Genomic DNA, 13,578 nt, shown 5'->3' with positions numbered 1-13,578 from the left:
CGGGCTGCGGCTGCTACTGCTGCCAGTAGCGGGGGTTCAGCGCTTCGGTGCCGTCGTAGTCCAGTGCGAGCACGGCGCGGCTGAGCTGGTCGATGTAGACGCCTTCGATCTTCGCGTGCTGCACGCCTCGGGCGTACTCGCGTACCTCGATTTCGATTTCATCGAGTGGGCTGGTGCTCACGAGCACGGCCATGTTGCGGGCGGCCGCGTAGCGGTCGCCGGTGCGGGTGAATGGAAGGATGCGGGCGGTGAACAGTAGGCCGCCGCGGTCGTAGCGGCCGGGCACTGCTGCGAGCTGACTAGCTCCGAGCGACATGAACACGTAGGGGCCGATTGCCTGGCGGAACTGCTCGGCGGCCGCGCGGTGGTGTTCGTCAGCTCCTACGATGTGCGCGGTGTCGAACGGGATAGCTCGGGTGGTGTTCATGGGGTTACCTTTCGTTAGGTCTTATGGGGCTTATAGGTCTATTAGGCGGCGATGAGCCGGTCACGCTCGGCATCGTCCAGCCGGTAGGCGAAGCTGCACGAGCCGAACCATTCGGCGGCGGCCGTCGCTGCTTCCTCGGTCGAGTACAGGCCAAGAATGCGGGTGCATGGGCAGTTGAGCACGGCCCAAGCGTTCGCGGTGCGGCTCTGGCCGCACTCGCACGCGATCCGCTCGGCGCACTGCTGCGCCTCGGCGGCGGTGCCCTCGGCCGCGTAGCCGATTCCAACGGGTGCCAGTCCGGCGCAGCTCTTGCAGATGTAGGTGGTTGCCATGTTCTCTCTCCCTCACGTTTTTTGCCTTGAAGGCGTTTACGCCTTTCGCAGAGAGCGACGCCGAAGTGCAAGTGACCGTGGAATACCGGAGCGAGCGCAGCGAGCGAGGATATGCCGCGAAAGCACTTGCGCGCAGGTTGAGCGAACGTAGAATGCCGCCAGGCTTCAAGGTAAAAACGCGAAGCGTTCTAGGGGTGCGGCCGCGCAGCGGCCGACATACTGGCCGCCCTCTGGCGGCGGCCACGGGCGCGGATGCGACCGGCTGGGGGAGCGCGAGGGGGTGACCCCTTCGCCCGCCGCCTGGGTGGCGGCGGGCTGCGGCCCTAATAGGTCTTATCGGCCTATTAGGGCTTGCCTGGTCACGGGATGAGCTGGCGCACCTGCTTGGGGGTGGCTGCGAGTCGAGCTACGCCGTCGCTGATGAGCTGGTGTGATCCTGCGCTGGCGGCGCTGGTGATCGGGCCGGGGATCGCTGCGACGTTGCGGCCTGCGGCGTGTGCGATGCGTGCACCGAGCAGTGCGCCACTGCGCGCGCCTGCCTCGGTGATGAGCGTTGTTCCTGCGGCGAGGGCTGCCAGGCGCGAGCGCTCGATGAACCGGAATCGGGTGGGTGCTGCGCCCGGTTCAACTGCGGTGAGCAGCAGCGTGTTCGGTGCGGCCTCGATGGTGTCGATGAGCTGCCGGTGAGCCTCGGGGTAGGGTCGGCCGTGGCCGGATGCCTGCCAGATTATGAGTCGGTCGCCCTGGGCGAGCGCTGCGCGGGCGGCGGCCGCGTTGATGCCGTAGGCGGTGCCCGTCATGGTGACGTAATCGCGTGCGAGGTCAGCGACGAACTCGGCCGTGATCTGCGTGCCGTAGGCGGTGCTGGCGCGCGATCCGTCGATGTTCACGGTCTGGTCGAGCTGGTCGAGCAGCGACAGGTCGCCGCGTGCCCAAATGCGCGTTGGGGCGGTGGTGCCGATAGCGCTCAGTCGGCCGAAGAATGCCGGGTGCGAGTGGGCGGTAAGCGTTGCCAGATCAGACATGGTGTGCTCCTTCCGAGCGGGTCGGGGTAGTTCCCCTTATCCCTCACGTTTTTTTGCCGTGAAGGCACGAATGTGCCGCGCAGAGAGCGCAGCCGGAGTGCAAGTGACCGTGGAATACCGGAGCGAGCGCAGCGAGCGAGGATATGCCGCGAAAGCACTTGCGCGGAGGTGGAGCGAACGTATGCTGCCGAAGGCTTCACGGCAAGAAAATGCGAAGCGTTCAAACACTGCGGCCGCGCTGCGGCCGTCACCTGGTGCAGCTCTTCGAGCTGCACTGCTTTCGGGGTCGCGGTGTGACCCTCGTGTTACTGCTTAGCTGTCCTCACTGTGTGCAGGCCAGCCCCGCAATAGCTGGGCTGTGCACATTGTGGGCAGGTAAGTCTCTGCGTCGGTGTCCACATGCTGCCGCCTGCTCCGTCAGGGGCCCTACGTGTCAGGGTTGAGTGAGTCCACCGGTTTATAGCAAGTCCGCCTCGTGGGGCGAGTTGAAGGATCACCAATCTGATGAGTTTGAGTTCCCCGGTCGCGGTCGTCGCGGCCGATGATGGAGTCGTGAGCGCACCCTCGATCCCGGACGGGCCGACGCGTCGGCGTTCGTTCTCGCCGGGCCAGAAGTTGCAGTACCTGTCCGAGTACGAGGTCGCGTGCGAGACGGGTGAGGGCGCGGGATACCTGCGCCGACATGGCCTGTACTCGTCGCTGATCTCGGAGTGGCGCAAGCAGCGCGACGCGGGTCTGCTGGAGGGCAAGAACCCCGGCGAAGCGGTCGGTCGTCCCAGCGCCGCGCAGGCCGAGAACGCCCGGTTGAAGGCGCAACTGCGGAAGGCCGAGGTGGAGTTGTCGATGACGCGGACGGCGTTGGAGATCATGGGAAAAGCGCACGCGCTCTTGGGGCAGATCTCCGAGAGCGCGGACACCGACCCGCGGCGCGGGAAGCGCTCATGAACACCTACGTCGAACTGGCCGCCGCGGACGTGCCGACCCGGCAGGCGGCAGCCCTGACCGGCGTGGCGCGTGCGACCGCGACCCGCGCCGCCTCCCGCGCACGCCGACCGGACCCCGAGCCGCCGTCGGCTCGTCCTGCCCCAGCGAACAAGCTCTCGAGCGTCGAGCGGTCGCTGGTGCTGTCCACGCTCAACAGTGACGAGTTCGTCGACAAGCCGCCGTTGCAGATCTATCCCATCCTGCTCGAGCGCGGCGAATACGTGGGCTCGGTCTCGACCATGTATCGGGTGCTGCGCGAGCACACGCAGGTACGGGAGCGGCGCCGGCTCGCGACCCATCCGCCGCGGAAGGTGCCGGAGCTGATCGCGACCGCCGTCGGGCAGGTCTATACCTGGGACATCACGAAACTCGCCGGCCCTGTCAAAGGCACGTACTACGACGCGTACGTGATGATCGACATCTTCTCCCGCTACATCGTCGGCGCCATCGTGCACGCCTGCGAGGACGGCCTACTCGCCAAGGAGATGATGACCGACGCGTTCGGGATCCACGGCACCCCCGAGGTCGTGCACTCCGACGGCGGCCCCTCGATGACGTCGAAGACCGTCCGCACACTGCTCGCCGATCTCGGCGTGACCGCGTCCCGCTCCCTACCGCACGTGTCCAATGACAACCCCTACTCCGAAGCGCTGTTCAAGACGATGAAGTACCTGCCCGTCTTCCCCGACCGGTTCGTCTCCCTCGCCCACGCACGGCAGTTCCTGGACGAATTCGTGCACGCCTACAACCACCACCACCGGCACACCGGCATCGGCATGCACACGCCCGCCGACGTGCACTACGGGCACGCCGACGCCATCGACCGCGACCGAGACGCCACACTCGAGGCCGCCCGCCGCGCCCACCCCGAACGGTTCACGACGCGACAGACGCGACCGAAGATCCTCGACCGAGACCCGGCCGCGTGGATCAACCAGCCACCAACCGACGAGATCCAACTCGCCGCCTAACACCCACCGGCCTCACTCGCCTTGACAAATTCCGCCGCGCAAGCTATTGTGTCTTCTAGTTAGGAACAAGTTCTGCTCAGCAGATAAATATGCGAAGAGGATGATCAATGCAGATCGTACTGGTGCACGGCGGATGGGTAGGCGGCTGGGCGTGGGACGGCGTCATTGCCTAACAGGCCTGGGGAAGCTATGGATTCGATTTCACGCCCAGACGACGTCGCGCCGATCTCGTACACCGAACTGGCGCCGTCGGGTGCGCCTGCTCGGTGGATCGTCCTCGTGCACGGGGGTGGTGCCTCGAACGAGTACTATCTCGAGACGCCCGACGGCCGACAGGGCTGGGCGGCACGATTCGTATCGCTTGGCTACGGTGTGCTGGTGGTGGACTGGCTGGGGTTGTCCTATGAGGCGGCCCAACACGTCGATGATCGTGCGGCGTCTGCGCGGCTGGACTATGAGAGCGTGTGCCGAGGGATGGGCGTGTTCCTCTCTGGTCTCGGCCGGAACGTCGTGCTGGTCGTGCACTCGATGGCAGGTCCGATTGGCTTCCGCCTCCTAGAGACGCATGGCGATCTCATCGACGGGCTCGTAGCCGTCGCTCCGGGCCCGCCTGGAAATATACAGGCGGTGCCCGAGATCGTGAGGGAGTCCGACCAGGAGGTCTCCATCCGTGGAGCGGCCATCGACTGGACCATCCCGAAGATGGGTTTCTGGGAACCCACAAGCGCCTTCGTGAACGACAAGGCCATCGGACCCAGCCGGCGGTTCCCCCGCGAGTGCATCGAGGTGTTCCGCCGCACCCTTCGGCCGATCCCGGCCCGGATGCTTTATCAGCGTCAGAACATCGGTGGGAGCCAAATGAGGATCGGGCCGACCGACGCGTTCACGAACAAGCCGATTCTCGTCTTCACGGGTGGAGCCGATACCGACCACCCCTCGCAGCTGGATCAGGACATCGTGGCCTGGCTCACCGATCAGGGCGCCGCCGTCACCTTCTGGTCGTCCGAACTGCCTCTTCTCGCTGGGAACGGCCACACGCTGATGGTCGAAGACAATAGCGACGAGATCGCTGACGAGATCGCGCGGTGGATCACGGCGCTCTGACTCGCCACCGTATCGTCCCGGCCATTATTTCAGCCGACCCGACGTCCCCAACAGCGGAGGAGAACGCCAGTCGTTTCCTTCGTGTCACTCGAGGGAACGCTGTGCCAGCTCGTTGCCGACTACGACTTGGTCGATCGGGCCCTTGCTCGAACTCCTCATTTCATACGTCTGGCGATGGACTCAAGGGAGATGTTCGCCGACGGCCGCGTGCAACTCCAGGTCATCGGTGGACAGCTGAGGCGTCTGCCACGACGCATCGAGACGATCGGTTCGCAGCTCGAACGGAACGTTCGGGCTGAGCATAAGGATGTTCCGAGACCTCCAGGAACGCGGATGGATCGGTTCGTTGGTCGGGGAGCTGACGACCACCCTGGTTGGCGTGGCGCTTATCGTCGCTGCGGTGCTACTTTCGGTCTCGGGGGGTGGCCCCCAGCTCGCCCCGACGTCGCACTCCTACCGTTCCTAGGGGCGGGGTGGTCGGCCTCGCGGGCAGGCTCCTCGTGCTGAGGCCGCTGCGCACCTCCTTGATGCGCACCACGCTGATCGCCGGATCCTGGCAAACTATCCCGCGACGCGAATTCGCAGGGGGTGTCGGCGCGACTTTCGATCGACGTACAGTGCCGTCCGTTAACAAACGATCGGTTCGTGCGACCGAACTGTCGAACGCCTGTGCATCGCTGCGGCGAGTTCCTCATGGCGCAGTACCTGGGTTTCGCTTCCGGAAGAAGATTTCACGAACCCCAGCGACACGGTGTTGCGGTGACGTTCGACGAAAGAGAAGAAGGATGGCGTAGCGAGACGGGAACGCAGGCAACGCGATAAACGGCGGGCTCTCATCGTTGAGTGTGAGCACATAGGACGACAGGCTCATTTCAGAAACGTCGAACTCCCGATACGTGACCTGCCTATAGAAGATCTCCTCCACGGGCAGCGGGACGAAATTGAGGTCGATACCTTCGGGGAGCTCCTTCGTGAGGTCGAAAAGCGTCGTGTTGCGAGTCGCCAAAGGTTGGATGCCGAAGATCTTGAGTCGGTTCCAAAGCGTGTTCGCGCTGATGTGCTGGCCTGGCTTCGTCGAGGGGAACAGCCAGGGCGAGTCCTTGTTCATGGAGCGGCTGCGGGCGCCGTTGTGAAGGTACTCATTCATGAGGGGGATGAGCATGTCGGGAACGGGAGCTGGCTGACTTCCGAGGCTGATGGTCATTCCGTCGAGGGTCGACGAGATCGAGTCCGCCCGCAGGGCGACGATTCGGCCAATGGGCGTGCCGTATAGCAGGAAGATGACGGCGGCCACTCGGGTGCCAGGTATGACATTCTCCGACTCGATGACCACGCGAATCGCATCGAGCCGTTCACGAGTGGTGGCCATGGGACTGGATGTTGCGGTCCGAGCTCTTGCTGTGAGGGGGCGATGCCGTCCGGTCAGTTTCCGCTGCTGCAGGAAGGCTCGAAGATCCGCTCGAGGACCGGCCGGGCCAGTGTCCGGATGTCCACCTGCCGTCTGGTCGTATTCGATGGACGGCAGCCTGGTTAACGTCCCTGGGGACCTCTTTGGCGTCCCGCATATGAAGGCCGCCTACAGCGGCAAGCTCGATAAGCAGAACTGGGGCCTTGTGCGCTGCCCTAAAGGCACGGCGCAGAAATCGCCGTGCCGGCTCTCTAACCGGACTCCGACCCAAGGGCGGCGTGCCATCATCCTGCAAAGGCCAGACCGTGGGCCTGTCCGGCGCTGACAGAATCCTGAGCATTGCCGCGACGGTATTGTTCTCGTTCGCCCTTGGAACCCTGGCAGTGGTGGTGCCGATATTGGCCATTGCCGTGGGGTACAGCACGGTCGAAGTCGGAATGATGGTTGCACTTGCAGCAGTCTCGCAGTTAGTGACCCGGATCTTCCTGGGAGCACTGATGCGCAGGGTCCCAGACAAAGCCCTCCTCGTGGGAGCAGCGCTCATGATTGCCGTCTCGTGCGCTCTGATCGCAGTCTCAGATGCATTGGCAATTTTCGTAGTATCCCAGCTGGTCCAGGGCTCGGCTCGAGCCTTGTTCTGGACCAGCAGCCAGACGCACGCCGTCCGCATGTCGACCTCGTCTGTCAAGGGACTGACTGACGTGAATCTCGCCGCAGGGGTCGGAGCACTGCTGGGACCTGCACTTGCCGGTTATCTCTGGGAACTTTCGACACCGCTGCCGCTGATCGTGGCGGCAGCGGCAGGATCGGCGGCCGTCATCCCTGCTGCCCTTCTGACTAGGCTTCCTGTGTTCGCTCCGGAGCATGCCACAGGCGGAATAATGGCGCGAGGCCTCTGGCGGCGCCCTGGCGTCGATGCCGCCTGCTGGATGAACGCTGGAGCGGGCGCCTGGAAGAGCCTCTTGGACTCCTACGTTCCCATCGTGCTCTCCCTTGCCGGCCAACCCGTCGCCGTCATCGGAATCCTGGTAGCCATACCCAACGCTGCCGTCCTGGCCGGAAGTGCATCTGCGAGCTGGCTGCGCAGGCGGGGAAACAGGACGTCCCTTCTCACGGGCCTCCTGGCCACGGGGACGGGCTTGGCCGCGGCGGGGCCACTGGCCGGCGCCGCAGTTGCCGCCGCCGCCGCCCTCGCTGTTTCCGGCGTTGGTGCCGGGATCCTCCAGACTGTCGGACCGGCCATAGCTGCAGATGAAGTGCACCCGGAAGAACGCGGGGATGCTCTCTCCCTGACTGGCACGGTACGGGCTTCAGCGCTCTTCCTAACACCGTTTGTGATGGCACTGCTGGTCAGCGTGGTCCCTGTTGCCGCAGCGCTGGTCACGGCCGGCGTCCTCATGACCCTTCCAGCAGCTGGAAGTATCCGCAGAAAAGACCTTCCAGCGCAGATCGCGCCAACAGAATCAGGTCCAGGCAGGCCGCTCCAACAAACTCAGCTTGAAGCTCCCGAGAAAAAGGTGCCCGATGACAACTGAAACGACTGACACCACTGCTTCGGACATTCCCCGGCTGAAATTGCCGCACGGACACACCATTCCCCGGCTTGGCCTCGGAACCTGGCCGATGCTGGAAGACGAGTGCGAAACTGCGGTGCGTTTCGCACTGCAGAGCGGTTACCGCCTGGTCGACACCGCGTTCCAGTACAGAAACGAAGAAGCAGTCGGCCGGGGCATCCGCACCGCCGGCGTCCCCCGATCCGAATTATTTATTTCCAGCAAGTTCAACAAAGAGTCCCACAGCATCGATGGAGTGCAGCGCGCCTACGACGAGAGCCTGCGCAAACTCGGCCTTGACCATCTGGACATGTTCATGTGTCACTGGCCGGTTCCGGCCTTGGGCAAGTACGTGGACGCCTGGAAGGGCCTTGTGAAGTTGCTGGAGGAGGGCCGTGTAAAAGCCATTGGAGTTTCAAATTTCAAACCAGCCCACCTGAAGGACATTATCGATGCAACGGGAGTAGTTCCGGACGTAAACCAGATCCAACTGAGCCCCGACCTTGCCCGGACTGAGCCGCGCGCTGTCCACAGGTTATTGGGAATAGTCACCGAAGCCTGGAGTCCTATCGGTCGGTCCTCCGGTCTGCGGGCGAATCCGCTGATCATCGAGATCGCTCAGCGCCTGGACAAATCTCCAGCCCAAGTCCTGCTGCGGTGGCATGTCCAACAGGACATCGTCCCCATCCCGCAAGCATCCGACCCTCTGTGGCTCAAAGAAAACTTATCCGTTTTCGACTTCTCGCTCACCGCGGGAGAGATGGCCTCGATTCGGAAGTTGGACAGGGGCGAAGAGGCCGCCCGTGATTCTGACTCACCCGAAAATGGCCATTGACTCGGCCTATGCTCCTCTCTCTGAAGTGAGTTTCTCAGGGGCGCTTTCGCTCCGCCGTGGGGGCCGAAAATGTACTGCTGTGGGGAACCTTTGCGGTGTCGGGGCTGCCGGAGCAGACTGAAGAGTGTGTTCCGGTCGACCCCGGTCTCTCTTTAGTGCCGGTGAGCCTGTAAGTGAGTTTGGTGGTGGAGGGCGCAGCTTTTGTCCGCGGGACCGTGGAATGTTGCCGTTGAGCACGAATGTCAGATTTGTTGTTTATCCGCCTTCCCCGGGACACAGACGCCATCTGTTGGACTGTTCGAGGAAGGGTGAGCTCTCATGGAGGTCATTCACCCGCGCTGCGCGGGTGTCGATATTTCAAAGAAGGACGCGAAGGTCTGTGTCCGCATCCAGGGCCGCGGCGGCCGGTCCACCACATCCACCATCACGACCTGGGGTTCGATGACGGGGCAGATCCTGGGGCTAAAGGAACACCTCCTGGACGAGCACGTGGATCTGGTGGTCATGGAGGCCACCGGTGATTACTGGCGCCCCTTCTACTACCTGCTTGAAGACGACGGACTGAACATCATCCTGGTCAATGCCCATGACGCCAGGAACGTCCCGGGCCGCAAAACCGACGTTTCCGACGCTGCCTGGCTTGCCGACCTGGGCGCCCACGGGCTGGTCCGGGCCTCCTTCGTGCCCCCGCCTCCGATCCGTGAACTGCGGGACCTGACCCGGGCCCGGACCATCATCACTCAGGAACGGACCCGGGAAATCCAGCGCCTGGAGAAACTCCTCGAGGACGCCTGCATCAAACTATCCTCGGTAGCTTCGAACATCACCGGGGTCTCCGGACGACTGATCCTCCAAGCACTCATCGACGGGCAGACCGACCCCGCGGCCCTGGCAGAGATGGCCCAACGCCGGCTGCGGTCCAAAATCCCTGAACTCACCCAAGCCCTCAACGGCCGGTTCACCGAACACCACCGCTACATGACCGGACTCTATCTGCACCGGATTGATGCCCACACCGCCGATATCAACGACCTCAGCGCCAGGATCGAGGCGGCGATGGAGCCCTTTCGTTTCGCCCGGGAGCTCCTCGTGAGCATCCCGGGGTTCAGCACCACCATCGCGGAAATCTTCATCGCCGAAACCGGCGCCGACATGAGCGCATTCGCCACCGCAGGGCAGCTGGCATCCTGGGCCGGTACTTCCCCGGGATCCAACGAATCCGCCGGACGGGTCAAATCCACCAAAACACGGCCCGGCAACCGGTACCTCAAAGGTGCCCTGGGCATCGCTGCTCTGTCCTGCGCGAAATCGAAGAACACCTACCTCGGTGCCAGATACCGGCGCATTGCCTCCCGGCGCGGACCCGCCAAAGCCCTCGTCGCCGTCGAACACTCCATCCTCACCGCAGCGTGGCACATGCTCACCACCGGCGAACTCTACAACGACCCCGGCGCCGACTACTTCACCCGGCAGACACCCGTTAAAACCATGGCCCGGGCCGTCAGACAACTAGAATCCCTCGGCTATCAAGTCATTCTCGAACCCCTGCAACAGACCGGATAACACCGCTCACCCCACGCACCCCACCGCACTCACCTAATTTTCATGTCAGAGGGGTTGACGAACGTCACATTTTCAGTCATTCTCTTGAATACAGAAATATTCTCTGCAAATTATGAAAGATCGGTTCCATGCTCAACCCGGTGCTAACTCAAACAGGTCCAGTCCAAGGCCGTGAAGATGACGGGGTGCGCAGTTGGCTCGGGATCCCCTACGCCGCGCCGCCCTGGGGCCGGCACCGATTCGCACCGCCCCAGGCCCCTACTCCATGGAGCTCTGTTCGCGATGCCTCCTCGTACGGGCCCCCGGCGCCCCAGGGCCTGCAACTGCCTGGCTCGGAGATCCCGCCGTCAACCGATCCGGCACCTGACTGTCTGACCCTCAACATCTGGGCCCCGAGTGCAGCTCCAGAGGCATTGCCGGTCATGGTGTGGTTCCACGGCGGAGCCTACCTCGCCGGGGCAGGTTCAGAACGGGCGTACAACGGGACCGCACTGGTCCGCGAGGGCGTCCTGGTTGTCACCGTGAACTACCGGATGGGTGTGGACGGCTTCGGACAGATCGACGGCGCCGTTTCCAACCGCGGGATCCTCGACCAGATCGCGGCACTGGAATGGGTGCGGGACAACATTGCCGGCTTCGGAGGTGACCCGCAAAAGGTCACAATCTTCGGAGAATCCGCAGGCGCCGGATGTGTCCTGGCCCTGCTAACCATGCCACGCGCCCGCAATCTGTTCCATCGGGCCATCGCCCAGAGTATTCCTCGGATGTTTTTCTCCCCACCACTCGCGCACTCGGTCACCCAGGCCGTCGCCGCCGCAGCCGGCATCGAAGGAACAGCAGATGCACGCACCCTTGCGACGTTGACTCCTCAGACGCTGGCCGACGCAACGCGGCTGGTCATCAGCACCATGGGAAACCGCGCCGACGAATGGGGTACCCTCGCCTACACTTCCTCGTCGTCTGGGCCGATCTTTGGGCCGATCGTGGACGGAGACACGATGCCGGAGGACCCATGGACGGCGCTTCGAAATGGCGCCGCCCGCGAAATACCCATAATCACCGGCCATACCCGCGACGAATACCGTCTTTTCACCGCCCTACAAAAGCGGTTTAGCATCACCACGGAAGAAGCGGACACCGCCCTGCACATCTTCGCACCCAACGGAGACGCCGACGGCTACCGCGCCATTATGCCGCAAGCAGAACCCGGGGAGCTCTACGAAAAGGTCAATACCGACTACCTGTTCCTCGCCCCTACACTGCAGGCTGCCATGGCCGGCGCCGACGCCGGGGGACACGTGTTCGTCTACGAGCTGTGCATCGACCCGGTAGGGGGCATGGGCTCCCCGCACGCCATTGACTTGCCCTTGACCTTCAACACCCTGGACACCGTAATGGGAGCGCTGATCCCGGAGCCAACTGACTCAGTGATCGAATCCGGCATCCGGATGCGCAGCGCATGGACCCGCTTCGCCGCAACCGGAAACCCGGGATGGCCGCAGTGGGGCCCAGACCAGTCGGTACAGATATGGGGCGGCGAGAACCCTGTGGTGCGCTACCCCGAATCGGAACGGCTTGAACTGTCCCTGACGGATAGTTGCGGCGCCCTCGAGCTATTGCAACATCAAGAGCTGGGCCGGTGAACGCCCAACCAGGACGCCGCCACCGCTTTCATCCTTACCCGGCCCCGTGATTCACACGATCGAACGCTGCGCAGGAATTCTTCCTCGTTCGCTAGGGCGTGTCTCCTAAAGCTGTCAGCCAGATGATGATTGCCCGGAGAACTGCTCCGCCGCGGTAAGTCAGGGCGAGCTTGTCATAGCGGGTCGCCAGGGCCCGCCATTGCTTGAAGATGTTGAAGTTTCGTTCGACGACATTTCGGCCCTTGTAGTCCTCTTTGTCGGCTCTTCGCAGTTGAGGGTGTAGTCGAGGGTTGGCGGCTGGTTCGCGGATAGACGTCGAGGTCTTCCAGGATGGAAGTTCTCACACTGCCCATCTGCCGGAAGACCTCGACTTGCACCACCCTACGTTCGCGACCCCTGACCTGACCACGTTCTGCCGTCTCGATGAGCTCGGCCTCGAAGCCATCGGCCAGTTGATCGAGCCCGACCGGGCGGTACTCGAGTGCCGCGTCGTTGACGATGACCCGTGGTGTCGGAAGTGTGGCGCCGAGGGCGTGCCGCGCGACACCGTGACGCGTCCGCTCGCGCACGAGCCGTTCAGTCACCGGCCCACGACGCTGCTGGTGCGGGTGCGCCGCTACCGGTGCGGCCACTGCCGCCGCACCTGGCGGCAGGACACGACGAACGCGGCGGCGCCGCGGGCGAAGATCTCCCGCGGCGGGGTCGGGTGGGCGCTGAAGGCGATCGTGGTCGACCACCTCACCGTCTCCCGCGCCGCGGCAGGCCTGGGGGTGTCGTGGCACACCGCGAACACCGCGATCCTCGCCGAGGGTAAGCGGCGGCTGATCGACGATCCGGCCAGGTTCGACGGCGTCACCACGATCGGCGTCGACGAGCACGTCTGGCGTCACACCCGGTTCGGTGACAAGTACGTGACCGTGATCATCGACCTCACGCCCGCCCGCAACAAGACAGGTCCCGCACGGCTGCTGGACATGGTCGAGGGTCGGTCGAAGGCGGTGTTCAAGCAGTGGCTCGCCGCCCGGCCCAAGGAGTGGTCGAAGCAGATCGAAGTGGTCGCGATGGACGGGTTCAGTGGGTTCAAGACCGCCGCGTCCGAGGAACTCCCCGACGCGGTCCCGGTGATGGATCCGTTCCACGTCGTCCGGCTCGCCGGTGACGCCCTGGACCGGACCCGGCAGAGGGTTCAGCAGGACACTCTCGGGCACCGCGGTCACGCCGGGGACCCGCTCTACGGCGTCCGCCGCACCCTCCACACCGGCGTGAGCTTCCTCACCGAGAAGCAGACTGCACGGCTGGACGCGGTGTTCGCGGTCGAGGAGCACGTCGAGGTCGAAGCGACCTGGGGCATCTACCAGCGCATCGTCGCCGCCTACCGCGAACCCGACAAGAAGAAGGCGAAGGAGATGATGCGGTCGGTGATCGATTCCGTCAGCAGTGGCGTCCCCGCGATGCTGGCCGAGATTCGCCGGCTCGGTCGGACGTTGAAGCCGCGCGCCGCGGACATCCTCGCGTTCTTCGACCTGCCCGGCACGAGCAACGGTCCGACAGAGGCGATCAACGGCCGACTCGAGCATCTCCGCGGCTCCGCGCTCGGCTTCCGCAACCTCGCGAACTACACAGCCAGGAGCCTGCTCGAGGCCGGAGGTTTCAGACCCTCGCTACACCCTTGATTCCGAAGAGCCGATTAACGGCGGAGCTTCGCCGCCTTTCGTGCGTGTGAAGGCCGAAGA

At 63.9% G+C, this 13,578-nt stretch carries 12 protein-coding genes; 7 read left to right on the top strand and 5 right to left on the bottom strand.

Going from position 1 to position 13,578, the window contains the following annotated elements:
- Positions 1-13: 13 nt before the first annotated feature.
- The 3 genes from ACR9WD_RS17075 to ACR9WD_RS17065 all read right to left on the bottom strand — a co-directional run bounded on the left by ACR9WD_RS17075 (position 14) and on the right by ACR9WD_RS17065 (position 1,784).
- On the bottom strand, positions 14-427 hold the full coding sequence (locus ACR9WD_RS17075; protein WP_190265264.1) for a hypothetical protein: 414 nt from the start codon (positions 425-427) through the stop codon (positions 14-16).
- Between the two features lie 41 nt (positions 428-468).
- Complete coding sequence (locus tag ACR9WD_RS17070) at positions 469-759, bottom strand: hypothetical protein (protein ID WP_190265263.1); 291 nt, start codon at positions 757-759, stop codon at positions 469-471.
- A 359-nt stretch (positions 760-1,118) separates the two neighbouring features.
- Positions 1,119-1,784, bottom strand: coding sequence for a DNA-processing protein DprA (locus tag ACR9WD_RS17065; RefSeq protein WP_190265262.1), 666 nt, complete (start codon positions 1,782-1,784; stop codon positions 1,119-1,121).
- A gap of 504 nt (positions 1,785-2,288) precedes the next feature.
- Between ACR9WD_RS17065 and ACR9WD_RS17060 the strand changes: the two genes are divergently transcribed.
- Positions 2,289-3,739 (top strand): IS3 family transposase gene (locus ACR9WD_RS17060; RefSeq protein ID WP_434923273.1). Its coding sequence is split into 2 segments (ribosomal slippage): positions 2,289-2,664 and positions 2,664-3,739, totalling 1,452 coding nucleotides; the frame shifts between segments, so codons are not numbered across the junction.
- 189 nt (positions 3,740-3,928) lie between these two features.
- Entirely contained in the window at positions 3,929-4,843 is a 915-nt protein-coding gene (locus tag ACR9WD_RS17055) for an alpha/beta fold hydrolase (RefSeq protein ID WP_434923272.1), read from the top strand.
- 691 nt (positions 4,844-5,534) lie between these two features.
- On the opposite strand, the gene ACR9WD_RS17050 is transcribed toward ACR9WD_RS17055, so the two are convergent.
- Positions 5,535-6,212, bottom strand: coding sequence for a hypothetical protein (locus tag ACR9WD_RS17050; protein ID WP_190265260.1), 678 nt, complete (start codon positions 6,210-6,212; stop codon positions 5,535-5,537).
- A gap of 317 nt (positions 6,213-6,529) precedes the next feature.
- Here ACR9WD_RS17050 and ACR9WD_RS17045 point away from each other — a divergent pair, with 317 nt between their 5' ends.
- From ACR9WD_RS17045 to ACR9WD_RS17030, 4 genes are all read left to right on the top strand, one after another.
- Complete coding sequence (locus tag ACR9WD_RS17045; protein WP_011689780.1) at positions 6,530-7,786, top strand: MFS transporter; 1,257 nt, start codon at positions 6,530-6,532, stop codon at positions 7,784-7,786.
- The gene (locus ACR9WD_RS17040) at positions 7,776-8,639 is read left to right on the top strand and encodes an aldo/keto reductase (RefSeq protein WP_011689781.1); all 864 of its coding nucleotides are present in this window, start codon (positions 7,776-7,778) and stop codon (positions 8,637-8,639) included. Before ACR9WD_RS17045 ends, ACR9WD_RS17040 begins: the two co-directional genes overlap by 11 nt.
- 318 nt (positions 8,640-8,957) lie before the next feature.
- On the top strand, positions 8,958-10,202 hold the full coding sequence (locus ACR9WD_RS17035; RefSeq protein WP_011689782.1) for an IS110-like element ISArsp3 family transposase: 1,245 nt from the start codon (positions 8,958-8,960) through the stop codon (positions 10,200-10,202).
- 128 nt (positions 10,203-10,330) lie between these two features.
- Positions 10,331-11,845: a carboxylesterase/lipase family protein gene (locus ACR9WD_RS17030; RefSeq protein WP_082157604.1), complete on the top strand. Its 1,515-nt coding sequence runs from the start codon at positions 10,331-10,333 to the stop codon at positions 11,843-11,845.
- A 91-nt stretch (positions 11,846-11,936) separates the two neighbouring features.
- Here the strand turns inward: ACR9WD_RS17030 and ACR9WD_RS17025 are convergent, their stop codons facing one another.
- Positions 11,937-12,155, bottom strand: coding sequence for a transposase (locus ACR9WD_RS17025; RefSeq protein ID WP_190265290.1), 219 nt, complete (start codon positions 12,153-12,155; stop codon positions 11,937-11,939).
- A 61-nt stretch (positions 12,156-12,216) separates the two neighbouring features.
- On the opposite strand from ACR9WD_RS17025, the gene ACR9WD_RS17020 reads away from it, so the two are divergent.
- A complete protein-coding gene (locus ACR9WD_RS17020; protein WP_434923271.1) occupies positions 12,217-13,518 on the top strand; it encodes an ISL3 family transposase in 1,302 nt (433 codons plus the stop codon).
- Positions 13,519-13,578 lie beyond the last annotated feature (60 nt).

Origin of the sequence: Glutamicibacter sp. PAEs-4, assembly GCF_051161755.1 — a bacterium.
Lineage (GTDB): Bacteria > Actinomycetota > Actinomycetes > Actinomycetales > Micrococcaceae > Glutamicibacter > Glutamicibacter nicotianae.
The sequence above is the reverse complement of the archived record's forward strand: the minus strand, read 5'-3'. Positions and strand labels throughout refer to the sequence as shown.